The organism is Mesorhizobium sp. WSM3860 (assembly GCF_002294995.1).
Taxonomy (GTDB): domain Bacteria; phylum Pseudomonadota; class Alphaproteobacteria; order Rhizobiales; family Rhizobiaceae; genus Mesorhizobium.
Map to the genome: position 1 here is coordinate 152,767 of NZ_NSGF01000005.1, position 22,527 is coordinate 175,293.

Sequence of the window (22,527 nt, forward strand, 5' to 3'; positions counted from 1 at the left end):
CGAAAACTCGGGAGATACAAGTTGCTCTTTGCCGTTCACTGCCTTGACCATGCAGATGCACTTCCGCGGCGTCTTGCAAATTACGACGCGCACAAGGCGTACCTTGCGAGCGGTTCCGTCGCGACCGTGATTTCCGGGCCGTTGGTCGCGCAGGACGGTGTGACCATGATTGGATCGCTCTTCGTTTTCTCGGCCAACGCTATCGACGACGTAAAGGCCTTTAACGCTGCAGATCCATTCGCTTCGGCCAATGTCTGGCAGAGCGTGAACATCCATCCCTTTCTGATGCGTGTGGACAACCGCCTCTGACGCGAAAGGAATGACAATGAAGACGTTCGTCTATAACGGCCAACCTGCTCGAGTGATCTTCGGCTCCGGCACGATCTCGACCCTGCCGGAAGAGGTCCAGCGGATGGGCCTGCAACGCGTTCTCGTGCTGGCGACCCCGCCGCAGGAGGCCGATGCCTTACGTCTTTCAGAGTCAATCGGGGAACGGGCTGCTGGTGTCTATGCAAAAGCAACAATGCATACGCCAGTTTCGGTCACGGAAGAGGCGATGCGCACGGTGGCCGATCTCAATATCGACGGGTTGGTTGCAGTTGGAGGTGGCTCAACCACGGGGCTCGCCAAAGCAATCGCGCTGCGCACCGACTTGCCGCAGATCGTAGCCCCAACAACCTATGCTGGCTCGGAAATGACCCCGATCCTTGGTGAGACCAAAGACGGTGCGAAGATTACCCAATCGAGCCCGAAGGTCCTGCCAGAGGTTGTCATCTATGACGTGGAGCTCACGATGACACTTCCCGCCGCTATGTCTGGAACAAGCGGCATGAACGCGATTGCACACGCGGTTGAGGCCCTCTATGCCCGGGAAAGCAATCCGGTAATCAGCTTGATGGCGAAAGAAGCGATTGGTGCTCTCGCTGACGCTTTGCCGGTCATTGCGCTACGGCCGCAAGACCCAGAGGCGCGGTGGAAAGCGCTGTATGGCGCCTGGCTCTGTGGCATATGTCTTGGCTCGGTTGGAATGGCGTTGCATCACAAGCTCTGCCACACTTTGGGAGGCACCTTCGACCTGCCACATGCGGAGACCCACACGATCGTGTTGCCGCATGCGCTAGCCTACAACGCTCCTGCCATTCCGACGGTCGTCGACAATTTGCGTGCGATCCTGAAGGCGGATCCTGCGATGGCGCTCTATGACCTGGCCGGACAGATTGGGGCCAAACGTGCACTTTCGGACATCGGCATGCCGCAGAGCGGAATCGATATCGCAACCGACCGTGCGCTCGCAAATCCGTATTGGAATCCGCGCACCTTGGAGCGCGGTCCAATCAGGGAACTGATCGCCCGGGCCTATGCCGGAGAACCACCACAGGCTTGAAAAGTGTGGGCCGATCCTCCCTCGCCTTCGCGAGAGCAAGCCCGGTCCAAGAGGAGATGGTATGGACAAAACTATCGCGTCTCTGCGCGAAGCGGTGAGGGGCATCGAAGACGGCATGACGGTGATGATCGGCGGCTTCGGAGGGTCCGGGGCACCGATCGAGCTGATCCACGCTTTGATCGACCGTTTCGTGCAAACCGGCCATCCGACGAACTTGACGGTTGTGAACAACAACGCTGGCAACGGGCATGTCGGGCTCGCAGCCCTCATCGAACAGGGAATGGTGTCTAAACTGATCTGCTCATTCCCGAGGTCGGCCGATCCGCGGGTTTTCACTGACCTCTATTTGGCCGGCAAGATCGAACTCGAACTCGTTCCGCAGGGCACACTCGCCGAACGTATTCGTGCGGGAGGCGCCGGCATCCCGGCCTTCTACACGCCAACAGGATACGGAACGGACCTTGCAAAGGGCAAGCCGGTCGAGGAGTTCGAGGGACGCGGCTACATCAGGGAGCGTTGGCTGAAGGCGGACTTCGCATTGGTGAAGGCGCATCTTGGCGACACGTTTGGCAACCTCACCTTCAACAAAGCCGCGCGAAATTTCAATCCGCTGATGTGTATGGCAGCCCAGACCACAATAGCCCAGGTCTCCAGCATTGTTCGCCCGGGAGACATCGATCCGGAGACCGTCGTTACTCCCGGCATTTTTGTGCAAGGCCTCGTGGAGGTTGCGGAGCCGGCGCAGGAGGAGACGCTTAACCGGGCAAATGCCGTCTACCCGGAGGCCGTCCAATGAACAAGTTGAACCCCACCCAGATCGCGTGGCGGGCTGCCCAGGACATAGCTGATGGCGCATACGTGAACCTCGGCATAGGGCTCCCTGAGCTCGTCGCGCGCTTTCAGCCGCCCGGACGCCAAGCGATCTTTCATACCGAAAATGGAATCCTGGGTTTCGGCGAAGCTCCTGCAGCAGGACAAGAGGACTGGGATTTGATCAATGCAGGTAAGAAGGCAGTGACACTGAACCCAGGGACCGCCTTCTTCCATCATGCCGACAGCTTCGCGATGGTTCGTGGCGGCCATCTGGATGTCGCTATTCTCGGTGCCTACGAAGTGGCTGAAAATGGCGATCTGGCAAATTGGTCGACCGGGCCAAGAGGTGTCCCCGCCGTCGGTGGGGCCATGGACCTGGTCCATGGCGCCAAACGGGTAGCGGTGATAACCGACCACATCACCAAGGATGGTAAGGCCAAACTCGTCAAGCGATGCAGTCTGCCGCTTACCGGTGTCCAGTGCGTGACACGCATCTACACCAGCCTGGCATTGATCGACGTCGAGGACGAGCACTTCGTGCTTCGTGAAAAACTGTCCTCCATTTCAATCGACGAATTGCAGGCGCTGACCGGCGCTGAATTGCACGTTGTCGGCGGGGTCGCCGACCTTATCGTTGCGGATGTTTGACATGAGCGAAGCGTTTATCTGCGACTACATTCGCACGCCGATCGGCCGCTTCGGCGGCGTGCTTTCGTCGGTGCGAGCTGACGACCTCGGAGCTGTTCCGCTGAAGGAACTGATGAAGCGACACGGGTCCCTCGACTGGCAAGCGGTGGATGAGGTGATATTCGGCTGCGCGAACCAAGCAGGCGAAGACAATCGCAACGTGGCAAGAATGTCGTTGCTGCTAGCCGGACTACCTGAAACGGTGCCCGGAACGACGATGAACCGCCTATGCGGCTCAGGCATGGATGCTCTGATCACCGCGGCCCGCGCTATCAAGGCAGGTGAAGCAGACCTTGTGATCGCAGGGGGCGTTGAGTCCATGTCGCGGGCGCCGTTCGTATTGCCCAAAGCAGAAACGGCATTCTCTCGACATGCAGAGGTCCACGACACGACGATCGGCTGGCGCTTCGTCAATCCAGCGATGGCGGGGCGCTACGGTGTCGATTCGATGCCGCAGACTGGCCAAAACGTTGCGGACGATTTCGGGATCAGCCGGGAGGATCAAGACCTGTTTGCGGTAGCTTCGCAGAACAAGGCGGCAAATGCTCAGTCGAATGGGCGCCTGGCGCGAGAAATCACGCCTGTCGTTATTCCTCAGCGCAAGGGCGACCCTCTGATGGTCGACCGCGACGAACATCCTCGCGCCACTACCTTCGAAACCCTTTCCAAACTGAAGCCGCTCTTCAATGGTGGCAGCGTGACAGCTGGCAACTCGTCAGGAGTAAATGACGGGGCCGCGGCCTTGATCATCGCAACCGAGACCGCCGCCAAAAAGAATGGACTGGCACCAATCGCGCGCATCGTGGCCGGCGCTACCGCGGGCGTTCCACCGCGGATCATGGGCATCGGCCCGGCGCCAGCATCTCAGAAGTTGATGAGCCGTTTGGGGTTAGTGGCGGACGATTTCGACGTCATCGAACTCAACGAGGCTTTTGCCTCGCAAGGTCTGGCGACGCTCCGTGAGCTAGGGGTAGCTCTGAATGATGATCGGGTTAACCGCAATGGCGGTGCGATCGCACTGGGTCATCCCTTGGGCATGTCGGGCGCCCGCATTGCCGGCACGGCAGCAATCGAGATGTCTCTGTCGGGCGGCAGGCGAGCCCTTGCTACCATGTGCGTCGGTGTCGGACAGGGGATCGCGGTGGCATTGGAGAGAACATAGGCAGTTGCCGCCAATGCCGGGCGTTCGTGCGAGCCCAGGCACCAACACACGCTTAACTCGTCCAAATTTTTTCGTATTCGCCGACGCGGAAGCGTTCGACCAGGAAATCTATGAACAGGCGGGTTCGTGTTGGAAGCATGACCTTGGTAGGAAACGCGATGTTCATGGTAAGGCGGGGCAAGTCCCAGTCGTCCAAAACCCTGACGAGACGCCCGGCGTCCAGATCGGCCTGTATGATGTAGGCTGGCTGGGCCAGAATCCCCAACCCGTTTCGCGCAGCCACGCAGATCAACTGGCCATCATTTGCATTGATGATGCCGTCCACGTCGATCCTTAGTTGGTCGGCGCCCTTGCGGAAATTGAACTGGTTCCAGTTGTCGGCGAGTGTGTAGAGAATGAGATCATGATCGGCCAGATCACTGGGATGCTGGGGCGTGCCGCGACGCTCCAGGTAGGCTGGAGACGCCGCCAAAAGACGCCGCGTCTCGGCTAGGCGTCTGATTGTAATGGAACTGTCCGCTTCTACACGGCGCGTTCTGATTGCGAGATCGAGGCCATTCTCGACGATGTCATAGTATCGGTTGGACGACACGATATCGATAATGACGTTGGGGTATCGATCGCGAAACTGTTGTACGACAGGCATCAGATGCAGCAAGGAGAATGAAAGAGAGGCTCCGACCCGCAGTCGACCATTCGGGCTAGCCGCTTTGGCTGACACGTTTGCTTCAGCATCGAGAAGGTTGTGGATGATTTCCCGTGCCTGTTCATAAAACTGCTCACCCTCGCTGGTGAGGCTCAATTGGCGGGTGGATCGCTGGACCAAGCGAACGCCGAGGCGTGTCTCCAAGTTCATCAGGTTGCGGCTTACGCTCGAAATAGACATTCCGAGCGTCTCGCCTGCTCGAGTTAGGCTCGCTTCCTCCGCGATCCTTACAAACACGTCCAGTTCGGTCCAGCGATCCATTTTTGCGCCCAGCGGGAAGGTGTTTTCTCGTTGGCAGTCTTTATCGTCTCTACGGCAAATGCAATTCCTGCTGACGATAATCAGTTGTCACACGCCTGAGAGGGTCGGATGGGTCTCCCCAGCATTGAAAACCGAACTGTTGGCGACTGTATAAAGCACATCGTCATGTGGAACGTTGCTGGCGCGAACGAGACCGAGAAGGATCAGGCTGCCGCTATAATAAAATTGAGGTTCGAGGGCCTCAGGGGCCTCATTCCCGGGCTCCTCCATCTGGAAATCGGTGTGGATTTCAGCCGGGTATCCTATGCCTGCGATGTGGTCCTGTATTCCGAGTTCAGCAGTAAGGAAGCACTTGCTGCATACGCGACCCACCCAGCTCATTTGAAAGTCCGAGATGAGTTGGAGGGTATGCGCATAGCAAGGCACCAAGTTGACTACGTCCAGGACGTAGAGGCAGTCGCCTCCTCTTCCAGGAGCGCGCTCTCAAGCACTGGTCGATCGCACAACGCCGTCGAATAGGCTTGAATCGCTTAGCCTTGCCGATCGCCGTTCGAAGTTGGAGGATATACATCAATGCCAACGCTCACCTTCGGATTGCCCGACCTAATCGTCGTTACCGGCACCGCGTCCGGGCTTGGGAGCGAGATCGCGACTTTGCTGCTGGATTGTGGATCGAAGGTCGTCGGAGTGGATCTGACGTCCTCCCGATTGTCTGAACGTGAAGGCTACATCCAGGTTCTAGGTTCTGTTTCCGACCGGAGCACCTGGACAAAGGTGAAAGACGCCATCAATTCCACGAGCTCCGGGAAGCTAGGTCTGGTTACCTCCGCAGCGATCCTCGACACAGGTTTCATACCGGACACAACCCCCGAGATTATCGCGCGTGCGATGGACGTGAACGTCACGGGCACTGCGCTTGCAATGGCCGCGTTGATCCCGCTGATGGAGAGGAGAGGGGGCTCAGTCGTTGCGGTAGCATCGGTAAATGCAGGTTTGGCCGAGCAGCAATTGGCTGTCTACAACGCAACCAAAGCTGCGGTAAGGCAACTTGCACGAACTGCAGCCCTGGACCATGCTCGCGCCGGTGTTCGCATCAACGTCCTCAGCCCCGGCCCTATGATGGCTGGACTGTTCAAGCGCCACCTCGAATCCGCGACCGACGGCGACAAATTCCTGGCGACGCGCTCCAACAGGCAGCCGGAGGGAAAGATCCTGGAGGCGGTCGAAGTCGCTCGAGCAGCGCTGTTCCTTTTGTCTGACGGCGCCCACGCGATCTTGGGTGCAGACCTCGTCGCAGACGGCGGCCTGACTGCTGGCTTTGACTTCCGCACCGGGGCCGAAGGGGCTTCAATCTAAGCGGGACCATATGGAGGAAGACAATGGAAACTGGTCTCAAAGGTAAAGTCGCGTTTATCACTGGCGGTGCGAACGGAATTGGTCGGTCCACGGCTATAGCGTTCGCGAAAGAGGGTGCGCACGTCGGCATCCTGGATATCGATGAGGCCGAAATGCAAAAGGTAGCCGAGGCTGCCAAGGCTCTCGGAGTCACGGTGCACACCGCGGCCGGAGATCTTTCGACCGCGCGCGGCGTATCCGATGGTATGGACACGTTACTCGCCGCCTTCGGCAATCGCATTGATATTCTGGTGAACAATGTCGGGTCGGGGGCCATCCGCTCCTTCGACGACGTCGATGATGCTGCTTGGGATGCTACCCTGGCCCTGAACTTCATGAGCTACGTGCGGGCCATCCGCAAAGTGTTGCCAATCCTTCGCGAAAAGGGCGGCGTGATCGTCAACAACGCATCCGATCTTGCCAGGCAACCTGAACCGGTGCCGATCGACTATTCGGTGTCGAAGGCTGCTGTGCTCTCCCTGACCAAAGCCCTTGCTCGCGCCGAAGGCCCTAAGATCCGCGTTAACGCAGTGGCACCCGGTCCCATCTGGACGCCGTTCTGGACAAAGCCTGGTGGATTCGCCGAGACGATGGGCAAGTATCACAAGATGGAGCCGCAAGCCGCCGTGGAGCATGAGATGAAGCTCCGCCAGCTGCCACTCCAGCGACTTGGCGATCCCGACGAGGTCGCAAATGTCCTCGTCTTCCTCGCTTCCGACCTTGCGAGTTTCGTCACTTCGGCCGTCTGGGGTGTCGATGGTGGATCGATCCGGTCGATTGTTTAACGACTAGAGCCGGCCGAGCAACAATGCGCCGCCGGTTGCTGGAACGGAGGCTCGCATCTCCTTCGGCGAATTCGTGGAGGATACCTGACATGAAAGCAGCTCGGTTTCACGCGAAGGGCGATGTTCGCGTCGAGGAAGTAGAATTGCCAGCACAGCTCGCTCCCGACGAAGTTCTCGTTCGAAACCAACTCTGCGGAATCTGCGGGACCGACCTTCATGAGTTCGCTGCCGGTCCGATTTTCATCTCGCCTCAACCGAATGCATTTTCTGGCGCCTCTATTCCGCAAATCCTGGGACATGAGTTCAGCGCGATCGTCGAGAAGGTAGGCGGTGAAATCACCCACCTGAAACCCGGCGATCGCGTTTCCATCCAGCCCCACATGGGACCGCTTGATGGCTATTTTGGCGTTCGCGGATTGCATTTCCTGGGCACGCGCGGGGCCGCCACCGGACTAACCTGGCCTTGGGGCGGCTTCGCGCAATATGCGGTGATGAAGGGTTACGCCACCGTGAAAATGCCCGAGAAGCTGACGTTTCGCCAGGGCGCCCTGGTCGAACCCGCGGCTGTCGCGGTGACCGCGGTTGATCGAAGTGGACTACAGCCTGGGGGGTCGGTTCTAATCACTGGGGGCGGCCCAATCGGAGCGCTGACTGTCTTGGCGGCCCACGCCGCCGGAGCAGCGAAGATCTTCCTTAGTGAACCCAATGCATCAAGGCGTCGCCGCATAGAAAACCTCGGGGTTCCGGTTACGACGATCGACCCGACGCAATCCTCTCTGGCCTCGTCGATCAGCAGACAAACGTTCGAAGGGCTCGGTTGCGACGCCGCGATCGAATGCGCCGGCAACCCACGCGCGATCTCCGATTGTCTATCGGCCGTCCGACCGCAGGGAACAGTGGTGTTGATCGGCCTCACGAATGGCAAGGTCGAGGTCTCACCATTCGACCTCATTGTGCGGGATATCCGGCTGCAGGGCTCACTGTGTTACCCGACCTCGATGTGGCCACGGGTATTCTCGATGATAGAAAGCGGGCGGCTTCCAGTCGATCAACTGGTTGATGAGGTCATCTCGCTCGACGAGCTTGTGGACAAGGGTTTCCAACCACTGTTGGACCCGAGTGGAACGAAAATGAAAATTCTTGTAGACCTCAACGCCTAATCCCGAACGAGGGGTTCTACGCCGGGCGCTCTGCCGACCTGACCTTAGAAGCAACGGTGCAATAGCCGTCGATCACGGTGGTGGTCGGCTGGGCTTCGCTTGCGCAATGCCCTTGCTTTGCAGCTCGCACGAAAGATCAAGTCAGGAAAGCTTTTTGCAAGTAATGCAAGACTGTTTCCTTGATTGCCCCGTTTATCCCGATTGCCGCTATCTGCATAAATGAACATACGTTGGACCTGGCAGCCGAGCTGCCCGGACAGCGGGGAGGTCGCTTCAAGCAACGTTGGGCAGAGCGACAGCAAGATTCCACCAGGGAGGATCCAATGAAATCTTCATTCAAGAACGCACTGCTTTCGGCCGTATTCACCGTCGCCGCCACCGTCGGTTGGAATTTATCCGCTCATGCCGATGGCGAGAAATACGTCCTCATCGAGCATTCGCCCGATAGCGAGACCTTCTGGAACACCGTGAAGAACGGCGCCAGCTTGGCGGCTAAGGAAGTGGGAGCGGAGGTTACGTTCCGCAATCCGCCGACCGGCGATCTTGCAGACATGGTTCGCATCATTCAGCAGACCACTGCAGAAGCGCCGAGTGGGATCATCGTAACCATTCCCGACGCCGACCTCGTCGGCGGCCCCATCGCTGATGCGGTCGCCAAGGGCATTCCGGTGGTGACGATGAACACCGGAACGGCCGAACAGTCGAAGAAGCTCGGAGCGCTTCTGCATGTCGGGCAACCAGAGTTCGACGCGGGCGAGGGCGCCGGTGAACGAGCGAAGGCTGCGGGCATCAAATCGTTCCTCTGCGTGAACAGCCTGTTTCCGAATGTCGCCGGCGAGCAGCGCTGCCAGGGCTTCGCGAAGGGTCTTGGCGTAGAACTCGGCAAGCAGATGATTGACTCTGGCACCGATGCCGCGGAGATCGCCAACAGGGTGAAGGCCTATCTCTCTGCCAACCCTGATACCGGCGCCGTCCTGGCGCTCGGCCCGATGACTGCGCTCCCGACCATCCAGGCCCTGAAGGACAACGGAATGGCGGGACAGATCTTCTTCGCGACCTTTGACTTGAACCCCGACATCTCCAAGGCGATCAAGGATGGCGTCATCAATTTCGCCATTGACCAGCAGCCCTTCCTGCAGGGCTACCTGCCGGTGATCACTCTGACCAACTACCTCCGTTACGGCGTCGTTCCGGCGAACTCAGTCCTCTCCGGACCCGGCTTCGTGACCAAGGACAACATCAAGTTGGTTGAATCCCTCGCGGGTCAGTACCGCTAGGGCAATCACCATCGAGCACGGCGGAGGCATGTGCTTCCGCCGTAGCTTTGCGGCAGGAGTTGGAATCATGACGAACGTCCAGACCAACGAGGCCCCACGGCCTACGCTCCCTAAAGACGAGCGCGTCAAAGAGCTGCATCGCCTCCACAAGGCGCTCATCCGCCCGGAGCTCGGGGCAATCTGTGGCACGATCGCGGTCTTTGTATTCTTCATGATCCTTGCTGGCGGCACGCAAATGTTCGCCCTCGAGGGAGTGATGAATTGGGGCACGGTTTCGGCTCAGTTCGTCGTGCTTGCAGTAGGTGTATGTCTTTTGATGATTGCGGGTGAATTCGACCTCTCGCTAGGCTCGATGGTCGGCTTCTCTGGGATGATATTTGCACTTCTTGTCATGAAGCTCGGCATTCCCGTTTGGGGAGGAATCCTGCTGACGATGATGCTCTGCGCTAGCCTAGGCATGATCAACGGCTGGCTTGTCATCCGAACCGGGCTGCCATCGTTCATCGTCACACTCGCTTTTCTTTTCATTCTTCGCGGCGCCACGATCTGGAGCGCCATTACATTCAACCGTCAGCCCGTTGTTTCGGGCGTTGGCGAAGTCGCGGCCGGAGATCCGATCGCCTGGCTCTTTGGAGGTGAGGCGTTCACAGGACTATTCCAGTGGCTTGGCCAGCAAGGCGTCATCGCGACCTTCACCAAGGGCACCCGCATGGGGCAGCCAGTCGTGAGCGGCATCCCCATGTTGATGGTCTGGGCCATCGTTTTCGTGCTTGTCGGGCAATGGGTTCTCACCCGGACCCGCTTCGGAAACTGGATTTTTGCTGCAGGCGGTGATCCGGAAGCTGCCCGATACGTTGGTGTTCCAGTTGCTCGCGTGAAGATACTGATGTTTATGGTTGCGGCCCTTTGTGCCGCGTTCCTCGGCATCGAGCAAGTCATCGAATTCGGTTCGGCAGCCTCTGATCGGGGAATCATGAAGGAGTTCGAGGCCATCATCTGCGTGGTGATCGGGGGCGCACTTCTGACCGGTGGCTACGGCTCTGTGGTCGGCGCCGCGCTGGGCGCGATTATTTTCGGTGTCGTCCAGCAAGGCCTGTTTTTCACCAACGTGGAGAGCTCGCTTTTCCGAGTGTTCCTAGGGAGCATCCTGCTTGCCGCGGTCCTGGCCAATACGTATGTCCGCCGCCTGATCACGGGAGAGAAGTGATGGCTGCCCCGATCCTCGAAATGGTCGACATTCGCAAGCAGTTTGGCCACATCATAGCCTTGTCTGGAGTGTCTTTCGGCGTGCAGGCTGGCGAGTGCCATTGCCTCCTCGGAGACAACGGCGCAGGCAAGTCGACTTTGATCAAAACTATGTCCGGCGTGCATGTGCCTTCCCAAGGGGAGATAAGGGTAGGAGGGCAGGTCGCCCACTTCACCACCCCTCGAGACGCAATGGCGGCGGGCATCGCAACGGTCTATCAGGACCTCGCGATGATCCCTCTGATGAGCGTCGCGCGAAACTTCTGGATGGGCAGGGAGCCCCAGAAGGGTTTTTGGCCTTTCCGTTGCTTCGACCTTGAAACGGCCGACACCATAACTATGCAGGAAATGCGGCATATGGGCATCAGTCTGCGCGAGCCTGGCCAGGCAGTGGGAACCCTTTCTGGCGGCGAGCGCCAAGCCGTTGCCATCGCGCGCGCGGTTTACTTCGGTGCGAAGGTTCTCATTTTGGACGAGCCCACATCAGCCCTTGGGGTCCGGCAGACGGCCAATGTCCTCACCACCATCGATCATGTCCGAAAAAAGGGCATCGGTGTCGTGTTCATCACGCATAATGTTCGGCACGCACTTGCAGTCGGAGACCGCTTCACGGTCCTCAATCGGGGCAAGACCCTGGGGACAGCTGACCGGGGTCATATCAGCGCCGAAGAGCTGCAAAATTTGATGGCCGGCGGACAAGAGCTTGCGCAGTTGGAAGCATCACTGGGGGGAACGGTCTGACTTGGTCGACCAACGAGCAAGCGCGCAAATGGGAAGAGTGGAACATGGCGAAGTATCTGAACGAACACAACTCAGCCGAAACGGTCAACGCGCGTATGGGCAACAACGCCAACCCGCGCCTCCGCCAGGTTATGGGCTCCCTCGTTGCCCATCTGCACGCTTTCGTCAAAGACGTCGAACCAACGGAAGAGGAATGGGGCCTTGCCATCGAATTCCTCACACGGACCGGGCAAATCTGCAGTCAATCGCGGCAAGAGTTCATCCTGCTCTCCGATGTGCTCGGCGTTTCAATGCTGGTTGACGCGATCAATCACCGGAGACCGAGCGGCGCGACGGAAAGCACTGTGTATGGCCCATTCCATGTTGATGGCGCCCCCGAAAGGCAGATGGGGGACAGTATCAACCTAGATGGCTTGGGGGAGCTTTGCCTCTATGAGGGGCGTGTTATCGACCTAGACGGAACGCCCATTGAAAACGCCTGCATCGACGTATGGTCTGACAATGAAGAGGGCTTTTACGATGTCCAGCAGCCGGACATCCAGCCGCCCTTTAACAACCGTGGCATCTTTAGGACCGGAGCGGACGGTCGCTATTTCTTCCGCGGCATCAAGCCTGTCTCCTATCCGATCCCCGACGACGGACCCGTCGGCCAGATGCTGGAGAAGCTGGGCCGCCATCCCTACCGGCCGGCACACGTGCATTTCCTATGCGGCGCGCCTGGGTATGATCGCGTTTGCACGCATATCTTCGTCGCGGGCGACCGCTATATCGAGTCGGATGCGGTGTTTGGCGTAAAGGATTCGCTGATCGTGGATTTCGTCCAGGTCGATGAGGGGGACGTCAAATGGAAAGCGCAGTTCGATTTCGTGCTGAAGAAGGAGTGACCCGCCCAGCGGAAGCCGATCGCGAGGATATCTCCCCCTCGCTCGAACTCGGCCCTTCGGTAAAGAAGGCAGAAAGGTGCTCGGTATTGTCCGCTCGCAGCGCTCGGTGCGGGTGTCTTGAACACTGTCGAGTTCAGACTACGACCGATAATTTTCTTCAGGCGGGGGTATGACTGCGGTCGGTCTGCGCCTTTCAAATTGCGTTATCTCAAGGCCAAAGCCGCTCCCCCCAAGTATTCTGGAAACACCGCCCGATGGGTGGTTCTTCCGCGCCGCCCCACATGAGCGCCAACATCAGCAAGCGCTGGTGCCCTGATGTGCCGGTCAGGCTTCAATAACGAGGAAGTGGGAGGACGGCGCGTTCGCGGGGGTGTGTCGCCGGTCTGGCGCGGGACGATCGTATACTATCCGACACTGTTCTGTCGCTTTTGTCGGGTCCCTGCCACCGGTCTTTTTCGCGGAGCTCTTGTCTGGCCTCACGCTAATCGGCTGAAAACAATCACAATGTTTTTTCTTCTGTCGGGTCGGCCAAATTGGCACGAGTTTTGAAACTCCTTCGTTGGGAGCCGGGGGCCGCCGACCGACCTTCATTCGTGGATGACACCGCGATCGGTGGAACGAAGAAAGAAAAGCAAATGTCAAATCCCCATCAGATAGCATTCTATGGCAGGGCGGCCTCGGCGAGACCGCCCCGTACCCAAACAGGCGCCGCCCTTGCCGACCCTTGCGCACGAAATCTTGATGGCCGGCTGCCACTCAAAGGCCGGCCCACCACACTCGCTTTATCCTGACATCAAAGGCGCAGGATGAGTTCTGCATCTCGCCCCGCGCGGTGCCTGCACAGTTATACCTTGGCCAATCTTGATAATCGCGCCGGCTACGCCGCGGAGGACGTCTACATGCCGTCTTACGTCATTCGCTGCCCGCAGCGCCTTCCGCCCTTCCATCGCTTAGAGAAGTGAAGTGCCACCATGTCCGAACACTCCTTGCCGACGCTGCCGATGTGGCGCGTCGATCACATCGAGCCCTCGCCCGAGATGTTGGCGCTACGCGCCAACGGTCCGATCCACCGCGTGCGCTTCCCGTCCGGGCACGAAGGCTGGTTGGTGACAGGCTACGACGAGGCCAAGGCGACGCTTTCCGACGCGGCATTCCGACCCGGGGGAATGCCGCCGGCGGCATTCACCCCGGATTCGGTGATTCTCGGTTCGCCGGGGTGGCTGGTCTCCCACGAGGGGGGCGAGCACGATCGGTTACGTACGATCGTGGCGCCGGCCTTCAGCAACCGCAGGGTGAAGCTGCTCGCGCAGCAGGTCGAGGCGATCGCTGCGAAGTTGTTCGAGACGTTAGCTGTCCAGCCCCAGCCCGCCGACCTGAGGCGCCACTTCTCCTTTCCGCTTCCGGCCATGGTCATCAGCGCGCTGATTGGCGTGCTCTATGAGGATCACGCCTTTTTCGCCGGGCTGTCCGACGAGGTGATGACGCACCAGCATGAAAGCGGTCCGCGCAGCGCGTCTCGCCTGGCCTGGGAAGAACTGCGCGCCTACATTCGCGGCAAGATGTGGGACAAGCGCCAGGATCCGGGCGACAACCTGCTGACGGACCTGCTCTCGGCGGTCGACCAGGGCAAGGCGACCGAGGAAGAGGCGATCGGCCTGGCGGCGGGCATGCTGGTGGCTGGGCACGAGAGCACCGTCGCGCAGATCGAATTCGGCCTGCTGGCAATGTTCCGCCATCCGCAACAGCGCGAACGCCTGGTCGGCGATCCATCCCTGGTGGACAAGGCCGTGGAGGAAATCCTGCGCATGTACCCGCCGGGCGCGGGCTGGGACGGCATCATGCGCTATCCGAGGACCGACGTGACTATCGCGGGCGTGCATGTCCCCGCGGAGAGCAAGGTGCTCGTCGGCCTGCCGGCGACGTCGTTCGACCCGCGCCATTTCGACGACCCGGAAATCTTCGATATTGGACGCGAGGAAAATCCGCACCTGACGTTCTCGCACGGGCCGCACTACTGCATCGGCATGGCGCTGGCCAGGCTGGAACTCAAGGTGGTGTTCGGTTCGATCTTCCAGCGCTTTCCCGCGCTGCGCCTGGCCGTGGCGCCCGAAGCGCTAAAGTTGCGCAAGGAGATCATCACCGGCGGGTTCGAGGAGTTCCCGGTGCTCTGGTGATTCACCGACGCCGCCGGGAACCGCGATCTTAACTTGCCGGCGCCCCTGGCGCGCGCCGGTCAGATCTCCAGCCAACAGGTAACCAAGATGGACGTGCAAGAAACCATGGCAGCATGCCGGGACGCCTTTGCCGAACTGGCATCTCCAGCGTGCATCAATGACCCGTATCCATTCATGCGGTGGTTGCGCGAGCACGATCCGGTGCATCGCGCGGCGTCGGGCCTCTTTCTGTTGAGCCGCCACGCCGACATCTACTGGGTGCTCAAGGCCACGGGCGATGCGTTTCGGGGACCGGCTCCGGGCGAACTGGCGCGCTATTTCCCGCGCGCGGCGACCAGCCTCTCGCTCAGTCTGCTGGCGTCAACGCTAGCGATGAAGGAACCACCGACGCATACGCGTCTGCGCCGGCTGATCTCGCGCGATTTCACCGTGCGCGAGATCGACAACCTGCGGCCGACCATCGCGCGCATCGTCGCAGCGCGCCTGGACGCCATGGCGCCCGCGCTGGAGCGCGGGGAGGCGGTGGACCTGCATCGGGAATTCGCGCTGGCCTTGCCCATGCTGGTCTTCGCCGAACTGTTCGGCATGCCCCAGGACGACATGTTCGGGCTCGCCGCCGGCATCGGCGCCATTCTGGAAGGCTTGAGCCCGCACGCCAGCGATCCCCAACTCGCCGCGGCGGACGCGGCCAGCGCCAAGGTGCATGCCTACTTCGGCGACCTCATACAGCGCAAACGCACCGATCCCCGCCACGACATCGTGTCGATGCTGGTCGGCGCACACGACGACGATGCCGACACGCTGTCGGATGCGGAGTTGATCAGCATGCTGTGGGGCATGCTGCTGGGCGGCTTCGCCACCACTGCTTCGAGTATCGACCATGCGGTCTTGGCGATGCTGGCGTTTCCCGAACAGCGGCACTGGCTGCAGGGGGACGCCGTGGGGGTGAAGGCATTCGTCGAAGAAGTCCTGCGCTGCGACGCGCCCGCCATGTTCAGCTCCATTCCGCGTATCGCCCAGCGCGACATCGAACTGGGCGGCGTGGTAATCCCAAAGAACGCGGATGTGCGCGTGCTGATCGCGGCCGGCAATCGCGACCCGGACGCCTTCGCCGATCCCGACCGCTTCGATCCCGCGCGGTTCTACGGCACCAGTCCTGGCATGTCGAGCGATGGGAAGATCATGCTGAGCTTCGGCCACGGCATCCACTTCTGCCTCGGTGCGCAACTCGCCCGGGTGCAGTTGGCCGAGAGCCTGCCGCGGATCCAGGCGCGCTTCCCCACGCTGGCATTGGCCGAGCAGCCGACCCGGGAGCCCTCCGCGTTCCTTAGGACGTTCCGCGCGCTGCCGGTGCGGCTGCAAGCGCAGGGGGGCTGAGATGCGCGTCGTGGTCGACCAGGACCTGTGCGGAACCACCGGGCAGTGCGCGCTTACGCTGCCGGGCACCTTTCGCCAGCGCGAACCGGACGGAGTGGCCGAACTGTGCGTGGCAACGATTCCGCAGGCGCTGCACGCCGCCGTGCGACTCGCAGCCAGCCAGTGCCCAGTCGCCGCCATTCTGGTCATCGAAAGCGACGCTGGCGATGAGGAGCTCGCCAGTGCCGACCCTGCGCCTTCTCCGGTGGAGGTCGAGCGGCATGCCGCGAAAGACCAACGCAATCCAGGAGGACACGATGGGACGGTTTGAGGGCAAGGTGGCGGTGGTGACCGGCGCCGGCGCCGGCATCGGCAAGGCATGCGCCCTCGCCATCGCGCGCGAGGGCGGCAGAGTGGTGGTGGCCGACATTGATGCCTCGGCGGCCATCGCCTGCACCACGCAGATCGGGGCCGAAGCAGACCACACGCTGGCCCTAGCCATGGACATCGCCGATGCGCAGGCGGTGGCAGCGCTGTTCGAGACGGCGCAGCGGCACTTCGGTGGGGTCGACCTGCTGGTGAACAACGCGAGCGCCATGCATCTGACCCCGCGCGACTGCGCGATCCTCGACCTGGACCTGGCGGTCTGGGATCAGACCATGGCGACCAATCTGCGCGGCACGCTGCTCTGCTGCCGACAGGCCATCCCATTGATGATCGCCCGCGGCGGTGGTGCGATCGTCAACATGTCGTCGTGCCAGGGGCTCAGCGGTGACACCGCGCAGACGTCCTACGCCGCGTCGAAGGCGGCGCTGAACATGTTGTCGGCCTCGCTCGCCACGCAGTACGGTCATGCGCACATCCGCTGCAACGCCGTTGCGCCGGGTCTCATCATGACCGAGCGTCTCCTCGCCAAGCTTGACGAATGCATGCAACGGCATCTGCGCCGGCACCAGCTCCTGCCGCGTGTCGGCCGCCCCGAGGACGTGGCCGCGCTGGTGGCGTTCCTGCTCTCCGATGATGCTGCATTCATTACCGGGCAGGTCGTGTGCATCGACGGCGGCATGCTGGCGCATGTGCCGACATACGCTGACGGAGGCAACAGCGCCGCCGCGCGGCCTGCCGGCGGCATCGCAGAAGCGGCCGCGGAGCAGCACTGCTGATGGACATGCTCCTCAACCCCCTGGACCGTCGGCGCCGGTTGCGGCAAAACATCCCGGTCATGCCCGGCGCTTTCCCGCTGATCGGGCATCTTCCCGCCATCGTCTGCGACCTGCCGCGCCTGCTGCGGCGCGCGGAACGGACGCTGGGCAGCCACTTCTGGCTGGATTTCGGCCCCGCCGGCCACCTGATGACCTGCATGGATCCGGATGCGTTCGCACTGCTCCGACACAAGGACGTGTCCTCGGCGCTGATCGAAGAGATCGCGCCCGAATTGCTTGGCGGAACGTTGGTCGCCCAGGACGGCGGCGCGCACCGGCAGGCGCGCGATGCGATCAAGGCGGCGTTCCTGCCGAAGGGGCTGACCCAGGCCGGGATCGGCGACCTGTTCGCGCCCGTTATCCGAGCGCGGGTGCAGGCGTGGCGCGACCGCGGCGACGTAACCATCCTGCGCGAAACCGGCGACTTGATGCTCAAGCTAATCTTCAGCCTCATGGGAATCCCCGCGCAGGACCTGCCGAGATGGCATCGCAAGTACCGGCAACTGCTGCAGTTGATCGTCGCGCCCCCCCTCGATCTCCCCGGACTGCCCTTGCGGCGCGGCCGCGCCGCCCGCGACTGGATCGACGCGCAGTTGCACCAGTTCGTCCGCGACGCGCGCGCGAATGCCGCGCGCACCGGGTTGATCAACGACATGGTGAGCGCCTTCGATCGCAGCGACGATGCGCTCTCCGATGACGTACTGGTCGCCAACATCCGCTTGCTGCTGCTCGCCGGTCACGACACCACCGCCTCGACGATGGCCTGGATGGTGATCGAGTTGGCGCGACAGCCTATGCTGTGGGACGCCCTGGTCGAGGAAGCGCAACGCGTAGGCGCGGTGCCGACCCGGCACGCGGACCTGGCGCAGTGTCCGGTCGCCGAGGCGCTGTTCCGCGAGACGCTGCGAGTGCATCCGGCGACCACGCTCCTGCCGCGTCGCGCGCTGCAGGAATTGCAGCTCGGCCAACGGCGCATTCCCGCGGGCACCCATCTGTGCATCCCACTGCTGCATTTCTCGACCTCGGCGCTGCTGCACGAGGCGCCTGATCAGTTCCGCCTGGCACGGTGGCTGCAACGCACGGATCCGATCCATCCGGTGGACATGCTGCAGTTCGGTACCGGCCCACACGTCTGCATCGGCTACCACTTGGTATGGCTGGAAATGGTGCAGTTCTGCATCGCCTTGGCGCTGACCATGCACGAGGCCGGAGTGCGGCCGCGTTTGCTGAGCGGCGTCGAAAAAGGCCGGCGCTATTACCCGACCGCACATCCGTCCATGACAGTCCGCATCGGTTTCTCATGAGCTGGCATGGCATGCCCCGTGTGGCGAGGCAGCGGCGCCGGCGACGGGCAGCATTGCAGCACTCGGCGCAACCGCTCGGCGCCGGCGACACTGCGGCTCGGCGCTCGCAGTGGCCGTGTCAGGTACAAGGACTATGAACAGCATGCAGACCGGTTCCACGCTACACGACGACCGAACTGGCGTTTCCGCGCTCGGCGGATTGGGCGCGAAGTCGCGCGGCGCATCCGGCGCGCTACCGCCGGAGATCTGGATGCAGGACGGCGCAAAGCGCGTCGAACAGGCGCTTGCGCGTCTTCTCTGCGCCGAAGATGACGGTGAGACCGAGCTGATGGCGGCCATGCGCTACGCCACCTTGCACGGCGGCAAGCGCACCCGCGCCTTGCTCTGTCTGGCTGCCGGCGCACTGGCCGATACGCCGGCGCACATGCTCGACGACGTCGGAGCCGCCATCGAGATGATGCACGCCTGTACCCTGGTCCACGATGACCTGCCCGCGATGGACAACGACGTGCTTCGCCGCGGCCTTCCGACCGTGCACGTCAAGTTCGGCGAAGCCACTGCGATCCTGGTCGGTGATGCGCTGCAGGCGCACGCCTTCCTGACCTTGGCGAGGCTGGATGCGCCAGGTAACAACCGTATAGCGATCGTGCGCGAACTGGCGCAGGCGGTGTCCGCCCAAGGTGCCGCAGGGGGGCAAGCCTTGGATCTGTCGCTAGTCGGAAAGCACGTCGAGCTGGACAGGATCGTGGCGATGCACCGGATGAAGAGCGGAGCGCTAGTACGCGCGTCCGTTCGCATGGGCGCGCTCTGTGCCATTGCGGAGGATGCCCTGCACGCTGCGCTGTACTGTGCGCTCGATCGCTATAGCGCCTGTTTCGGACTCGCCTTGCAGGTGGTCGACGACATTCTCGACGCGACAGCGGATGCCGCGGCGCTGGGCAAGACCCCTGGCAAGGACGCGGCGGCGCAGAAGCCGACTTGCGCGTCGATCATGGGGCTGCAGGCAGCGCGCCAGTTCGCGCTGGATCTGTTGCGCGACGCCGGGGAGGCCATCGCCCCGCTGGGGCCGCGTGCGGAGCCGTTGGCGCAGATGCTGCAGCGGGCCAAAGCGTATCTCTCCAAGCACGCGCCATGCGCATGAGCGCGCCCGTCCGCATGAAGTCGCCCCTGTGCCGCTGCGATCGGCCGGGGCCACCGGTGCATGCTGCGCTGCGTCCGCGTCCGCGGCAATAGTCAGCGCTTGCCCAGCACGGTCGCGGCACACCGGCGCTCTGCGCGCAAGCCTATGCAGCGCACCGGCGCCAGCATCGGGGCGCGTCGCCGCGCCGCAGCAGGGCGGCCGCACGGCGTTGCACATGCGCCGGGCCGCGACGGGCCTGCGGCGAGGCGCGCGGCGTCTGCCCGATCCTTATCCTCGGTAACCGTCTGCAGAAGGAACATCCCGCGTGAACGCGCTGTCCGAACAGGTCCTTTCCGAACTGCGCCAGCTGCTGAGCGAGATGAGCGACGGCGGCGCCGTCGGTCCGTCCGTATACGACACGGCGCGAGCTCTGCATTTCCACGGCAACGTCACCGGTCGGCAGGAGGCCTACGCGTGGCTCATCGCGCAGCAACAGGCCGATGGCGGATGGGGAAACGCGGACTTCCCGCTGTTCCGCCATGCGCCCACGTGGGCGGCGTTGCTGGCACTGCAACGTGCCGATTCTATTCCCGACGCTGCCGACGCAGTCCAGGCTGCAACCCGATTCCTCGAGCGCCAGCCCGATCCCTACGCGGATGCGGTGCCGGAAGACGCGCCGATCGGGGCGGAGCTGATTCTGCCGCAGTTATCCGGCGAGGCTTCATCCCTGCTGGGCGGCGTGGCGTTTCCGCGCCACCCGGCGCTGTTGCCGTTGCGGCAAGCGTGCCTGGTCAAGCTGGGGGCGGTGGCGGCGTTGCCGAGCGGCCATCCGTTGCTGCACTCCTGGGAAGCCTGGGGGACGTCGCCGACCACCGCATGCCCGGATGCCGACGGCAGCATCGGCATCAGTCCGGCGGCAACCGCCGCGTGGCGTGCGCAGGCCGTGAGACAAGGGAGCACGCCGCAAGTCGGGCGCGCCGACGCGTATCTGCAAACGGCATCGCGGGCGACACGCAGCGGCATCGAAGGTGTCGTTCCCAACGTCTGGCCGATCAATGTGTTCGAGCCATGCTGGTCGCTGTACACCTTGCATCTGGCCGGGCTGTTCGCGCATCCCGCGCTCGCCGAGATGGTGCGCGTGATCGTCGCGCAGCTCGAGGCCCGCCTGGGCGAGCGCGGTCTGGGCCCGGCCCTGCAGTTCGCGGCCGATGCGGACGACACCGCCGTTGCGTTGTGCGTCCTGCGCCTTGCAGGCCGCGATCCGGCGGTCGATACGTTGCGCCATTTCGAAATCGGCGAGCTATTCGTGACCTTCCCAGGCGAGCGCAATGCTTCGGTCTCGACCAACATCCATGCCCTGCATGCGTTGCGACTGTCGGGCAAGCCCGCCGCCGGCGCCAGCGCCTACGTCGAGGCCAATCGCAACCCGCACGGTCTATGGGGCAACGAAAAATGGCATGTCTCTTGGCTGTATCCCACCGCGCATGCGGTCGCTGCGCTGGCGCAAGGCAAGCCCCACTGGCGCGACGAGCGCGCGCTGGCGGCGCTGCTGCAGGCGCAGCGCGACGACGGCGGCTGGGGCGCCGGTCGCGCGTCCACATTCGAGGAAACCGCCTATGCGCTGTTCGCGTTGCACGTGATGGACGGAAGCGAAGAGCCGATAGGGCGCCGACGCATCGCGCAGGCCGTGGCGCGTGCGCTGGAGTGGATGCTCGCCCGCTATAGGGCGCATGTATTGCGGCAGATGCCGCTGTGGATCGGCAAAGAACTGTATTGCCCAACCCGGGTGGTGCGCGTGGCCGAACTCGCCGGGTTGTGGCTGGCGCTTGGTTGGGGGCAGCGCGTGCTGGCCGAGGGAGCAGGAGCGGCGCCATGACCCAGACCGAACGCGCGCTGCAGCAGGTGCTGGAGTGGGGGCGTTCCCTGACCGGGTTCGCCGAGGAGCATGCCGTGGAAGCGGTCAGGGGCGGCCAGTACATCCTGCAGCGCATCGACCAGAGCCTGCGCGACACCAGCGCCCGCACTGGCCGCGATCCGCAGGATGAAACGCTGATCGTGACGTTCTATCGCGAACTGGCGCTGCTGTTTTGGCTCGACGATTGCAATGACCTTGGGCTGATCACGCCGGAGCAGCTCGCCGCGGTGGAGCAGGCGCTGGGGCAGGGCGTACCGTGCGCACTCCCAGGATTCGAGGGCTGCGCTGTGCTAAGCGCTTCGCTGGCCGCGCTCGCCTACGATCGTCGCGACTATGCTCAGCTTCTCGACGATACCCGGTGCTACTGCGCGGCGCTGCGCGCCGGAGAGGCGCAGGCAGCAGGGGCGGAGCGCTGGTCCTACGCCGAGTACCTGCACAACGGCGTCGATTCGATCGCCTACGGGAACGTGTTGTGTTGCCTGTCGTTGTTGTGGGGGCTGGACATGGCTACTTTGCGCGCGCGTCCGGCGTTTCGCCAGGTCCTGCGGCTCATCTCCGCGATAGGGCGCCTGCAGAACGATCTGCATGGACGCGACAAGGACAGGTCGGCCGGCGAGGCCGACAACGCGGCGATTCTGCTGCTGCAGCGCTATCCGGCTATGCCTGTGGTGAAGTTCCTCAACGACGAGCTGGCCGGCCATACGCGCATGCTGCACCGAGTGATGGCGGAAGCAGGCTTTCCCGCGCCGTGGGGACCGTTGATCGAGGCCATGGCAGCCATCCGCACGCAGTACTACCAGACATCGGCAAGCCGCTACCGCACGGACACTGCGGGGGAGGCCAGGGACACTGCGGGGGAGGCCAGCGTGGGCCGGCCTGAAGGCGCGGGAGGCGGCGACGTGCGCGCGCTGCCGTCAGTCCGATCCGACGCAACGCCGTCGCCCGATGCGACCGAT

The 22,527-nt window shown here is 62.4% G+C and carries 21 protein-coding genes and 1 pseudogene; 21 read left to right on the plus strand and 1 reads right to left on the minus strand.

What is annotated here, in order from left to right; translation table 11 throughout:
- Positions 1 to 21: 21 nt before the first annotated feature.
- The 5 genes from CK220_RS11270 to pcaF all read left to right on the plus strand — a co-directional run bounded on the left by CK220_RS11270 (position 22) and on the right by pcaF (position 4,046).
- Positions 22 to 309: a YciI family protein gene (locus tag CK220_RS11270; protein WP_095811600.1), complete on the plus strand. Its 288-nt coding sequence runs from the start codon at positions 22 to 24 to the stop codon at positions 307 to 309.
- 16 nt (positions 310 to 325) lie between these two features.
- Positions 326 to 1,384 (plus strand): maleylacetate reductase, encoded by a 1,059-nt coding sequence (locus CK220_RS11275; RefSeq protein WP_095811720.1) that lies wholly within the window; start codon positions 326 to 328, stop codon positions 1,382 to 1,384.
- Between the two features lie 61 nt (positions 1,385 to 1,445).
- Positions 1,446 to 2,180 (plus strand): 3-oxoacid CoA-transferase subunit A, encoded by a 735-nt coding sequence (locus CK220_RS11280; RefSeq protein ID WP_095811601.1) that lies wholly within the window; start codon positions 1,446 to 1,448, stop codon positions 2,178 to 2,180.
- Positions 2,177 to 2,845 carry a 3-oxoacid CoA-transferase subunit B gene (locus tag CK220_RS11285; protein WP_095811602.1) on the plus strand — a complete coding sequence of 223 codons (669 nt, stop codon included), beginning with the start codon at positions 2,177 to 2,179 and terminating at the stop codon, positions 2,843 to 2,845. The genes CK220_RS11280 and CK220_RS11285 overlap by 4 nt, the downstream gene beginning before the upstream one ends.
- Before the next feature lies 1 nt (position 2,846).
- Positions 2,847 to 4,046, plus strand: a complete 1,200-nt coding sequence (gene pcaF / locus CK220_RS11290; protein WP_095811721.1) for a 3-oxoadipyl-CoA thiolase — start codon at positions 2,847 to 2,849, stop codon at positions 4,044 to 4,046.
- Positions 4,047 to 4,098: 52 nt separating this feature from the next.
- On the opposite strand, the gene CK220_RS11295 is transcribed toward pcaF, so the two are convergent.
- Positions 4,099 to 5,013 carry a LysR family transcriptional regulator gene (locus tag CK220_RS11295; protein WP_095811603.1) on the minus strand — a complete coding sequence of 305 codons (915 nt, stop codon included), beginning with the start codon at positions 5,011 to 5,013 and terminating at the stop codon, positions 4,099 to 4,101.
- 108 nt (positions 5,014 to 5,121) lie between these two features.
- Between CK220_RS11295 and CK220_RS11300 the strand changes: the two genes are divergently transcribed.
- The 16 genes and pseudogenes from CK220_RS11300 to CK220_RS11375 form a co-directional block, all read left to right on the plus strand.
- Positions 5,122 to 5,532, plus strand: coding sequence for a Dabb family protein (locus tag CK220_RS11300; protein ID WP_095811604.1), 411 nt, complete (start codon positions 5,122 to 5,124; stop codon positions 5,530 to 5,532).
- Positions 5,533 to 5,586: 54 nt separating this feature from the next.
- Positions 5,587 to 6,369, plus strand: coding sequence for an SDR family oxidoreductase (locus CK220_RS11305; protein WP_095811605.1), 783 nt, complete (start codon positions 5,587 to 5,589; stop codon positions 6,367 to 6,369).
- Positions 6,370 to 6,392: 23 nt separating this feature from the next.
- Positions 6,393 to 7,193: an SDR family oxidoreductase gene (locus CK220_RS11310; RefSeq protein ID WP_095811606.1), complete on the plus strand. Its 801-nt coding sequence runs from the start codon at positions 6,393 to 6,395 to the stop codon at positions 7,191 to 7,193.
- Between the two features lie 89 nt (positions 7,194 to 7,282).
- Entirely contained in the window at positions 7,283 to 8,353 is a 1,071-nt protein-coding gene (locus CK220_RS11315) for a zinc-binding dehydrogenase (RefSeq protein WP_095811607.1), read from the plus strand.
- Between the two features lie 323 nt (positions 8,354 to 8,676).
- Positions 8,677 to 9,630 carry a sugar ABC transporter substrate-binding protein gene (locus CK220_RS11320; RefSeq protein ID WP_095811608.1) on the plus strand — a complete coding sequence of 318 codons (954 nt, stop codon included), beginning with the start codon at positions 8,677 to 8,679 and terminating at the stop codon, positions 9,628 to 9,630.
- Between the two features lie 67 nt (positions 9,631 to 9,697).
- Positions 9,698 to 10,837 carry an ABC transporter permease gene (locus CK220_RS11325; RefSeq protein WP_095811609.1) on the plus strand — a complete coding sequence of 380 codons (1,140 nt, stop codon included), beginning with the start codon at positions 9,698 to 9,700 and terminating at the stop codon, positions 10,835 to 10,837.
- Positions 10,837 to 11,616: an ATP-binding cassette domain-containing protein gene (locus tag CK220_RS11330; RefSeq protein WP_095811610.1), complete on the plus strand. Its 780-nt coding sequence runs from the start codon at positions 10,837 to 10,839 to the stop codon at positions 11,614 to 11,616. Before CK220_RS11325 ends, CK220_RS11330 begins: the two co-directional genes overlap by 1 nt.
- A 44-nt stretch (positions 11,617 to 11,660) precedes the next feature.
- Positions 11,661 to 12,500 carry an intradiol ring-cleavage dioxygenase gene (locus tag CK220_RS11335; RefSeq protein ID WP_095811611.1) on the plus strand — a complete coding sequence of 280 codons (840 nt, stop codon included), beginning with the start codon at positions 11,661 to 11,663 and terminating at the stop codon, positions 12,498 to 12,500.
- A 971-nt stretch (positions 12,501 to 13,471) separates the two neighbouring features.
- Positions 13,472 to 14,674, plus strand: a complete 1,203-nt coding sequence (locus tag CK220_RS11340; RefSeq protein WP_095811612.1) for a cytochrome P450 — start codon at positions 13,472 to 13,474, stop codon at positions 14,672 to 14,674.
- Positions 14,675 to 14,761: 87 nt separating this feature from the next.
- Positions 14,762 to 16,051, plus strand: a complete 1,290-nt coding sequence (locus CK220_RS11345) for a cytochrome P450 (RefSeq protein WP_095811613.1) — start codon at positions 14,762 to 14,764, stop codon at positions 16,049 to 16,051.
- A 1-nt stretch (position 16,052) separates the two neighbouring features.
- Positions 16,053 to 16,361: a ferredoxin gene (locus tag CK220_RS11350; RefSeq protein WP_095776552.1), complete on the plus strand. Its 309-nt coding sequence runs from the start codon at positions 16,053 to 16,055 to the stop codon at positions 16,359 to 16,361.
- Positions 16,348 to 17,193 (plus strand): SDR family oxidoreductase, encoded by an 846-nt coding sequence (locus CK220_RS11355; RefSeq protein WP_095811614.1) that lies wholly within the window; start codon positions 16,348 to 16,350, stop codon positions 17,191 to 17,193. The genes CK220_RS11350 and CK220_RS11355 overlap by 14 nt, the downstream gene beginning before the upstream one ends.
- On the plus strand, positions 17,193 to 18,536 hold the full coding sequence (locus CK220_RS11360; protein ID WP_095811615.1) for a cytochrome P450: 1,344 nt from the start codon (positions 17,193 to 17,195) through the stop codon (positions 18,534 to 18,536). The genes CK220_RS11355 and CK220_RS11360 overlap by 1 nt, the downstream gene beginning before the upstream one ends.
- A gap of 133 nt (positions 18,537 to 18,669) precedes the next feature.
- The gene (locus CK220_RS11365; protein WP_176479056.1) at positions 18,670 to 19,677 is read left to right on the plus strand and encodes a polyprenyl synthetase family protein; all 1,008 of its coding nucleotides are present in this window, start codon (positions 18,670 to 18,672) and stop codon (positions 19,675 to 19,677) included.
- A 304-nt stretch (positions 19,678 to 19,981) separates the two neighbouring features.
- Positions 19,982 to 21,532 (plus strand): hypothetical protein, encoded by a 1,551-nt coding sequence (locus CK220_RS11370; RefSeq protein ID WP_095811616.1) that lies wholly within the window; start codon positions 19,982 to 19,984, stop codon positions 21,530 to 21,532.
- Positions 21,529 to 22,398 (plus strand): annotated as a pseudogene (locus CK220_RS11375) (hypothetical protein); the annotation flags it as partial. The gene CK220_RS11370 and the pseudogene CK220_RS11375, both read left to right, overlap by 4 nt.
- Positions 22,399 to 22,527 lie beyond the last annotated feature (129 nt).

What these genes read in the sequence shown, in the direction of transcription:
- CK220_RS11275 (WP_095811720.1), top strand. Translation starts at nt 326, where the DNA reads ATGAAGACGTTCGTCTATAACGGCCAACCTGCTCGAGTGATCTTCGGC.
- CK220_RS11280 (WP_095811601.1), top strand. Translation starts at nt 1,446, where the DNA reads ATGGACAAAACTATCGCGTCTCTGCGCGAAGCGGTGAGGGGCATCGAA.
- CK220_RS11285 (WP_095811602.1), top strand. Translation starts at nt 2,177, where the DNA reads ATGAACAAGTTGAACCCCACCCAGATCGCGTGGCGGGCTGCCCAGGAC.
- pcaF (WP_095811721.1), top strand. Translation starts at nt 2,847, where the DNA reads ATGAGCGAAGCGTTTATCTGCGACTACATTCGCACGCCGATCGGCCGC.
- CK220_RS11295 (WP_095811603.1), bottom strand. Translation starts at nt 5,013, where the DNA reads ATGGATCGCTGGACCGAACTGGACGTGTTTGTAAGGATCGCGGAGGAA.
- CK220_RS11300 (WP_095811604.1), top strand. Translation starts at nt 5,122, where the DNA reads ATGGGTCTCCCCAGCATTGAAAACCGAACTGTTGGCGACTGTATAAAG.
- CK220_RS11305 (WP_095811605.1), top strand. Translation starts at nt 5,587, where the DNA reads ATGCCAACGCTCACCTTCGGATTGCCCGACCTAATCGTCGTTACCGGC.
- CK220_RS11310 (WP_095811606.1), top strand. Translation starts at nt 6,393, where the DNA reads ATGGAAACTGGTCTCAAAGGTAAAGTCGCGTTTATCACTGGCGGTGCG.
- CK220_RS11315 (WP_095811607.1), top strand. Translation starts at nt 7,283, where the DNA reads ATGAAAGCAGCTCGGTTTCACGCGAAGGGCGATGTTCGCGTCGAGGAA.
- CK220_RS11320 (WP_095811608.1), top strand. Translation starts at nt 8,677, where the DNA reads ATGAAATCTTCATTCAAGAACGCACTGCTTTCGGCCGTATTCACCGTC.
- CK220_RS11325 (WP_095811609.1), top strand. Translation starts at nt 9,698, where the DNA reads ATGACGAACGTCCAGACCAACGAGGCCCCACGGCCTACGCTCCCTAAA.
- CK220_RS11330 (WP_095811610.1), top strand. Translation starts at nt 10,837, where the DNA reads ATGGCTGCCCCGATCCTCGAAATGGTCGACATTCGCAAGCAGTTTGGC.
- CK220_RS11335 (WP_095811611.1), top strand. Translation starts at nt 11,661, where the DNA reads ATGGCGAAGTATCTGAACGAACACAACTCAGCCGAAACGGTCAACGCG.
- CK220_RS11340 (WP_095811612.1), top strand. Translation starts at nt 13,472, where the DNA reads ATGTCCGAACACTCCTTGCCGACGCTGCCGATGTGGCGCGTCGATCAC.
- CK220_RS11345 (WP_095811613.1), top strand. Translation starts at nt 14,762, where the DNA reads ATGGACGTGCAAGAAACCATGGCAGCATGCCGGGACGCCTTTGCCGAA.
- CK220_RS11350 (WP_095776552.1), top strand. Translation starts at nt 16,053, where the DNA reads ATGCGCGTCGTGGTCGACCAGGACCTGTGCGGAACCACCGGGCAGTGC.
- CK220_RS11355 (WP_095811614.1), top strand. Translation starts at nt 16,348, where the DNA reads ATGGGACGGTTTGAGGGCAAGGTGGCGGTGGTGACCGGCGCCGGCGCC.
- CK220_RS11360 (WP_095811615.1), top strand. Translation starts at nt 17,193, where the DNA reads ATGGACATGCTCCTCAACCCCCTGGACCGTCGGCGCCGGTTGCGGCAA.
- CK220_RS11365 (WP_176479056.1), top strand. Translation starts at nt 18,670, where the DNA reads ATGAACAGCATGCAGACCGGTTCCACGCTACACGACGACCGAACTGGC.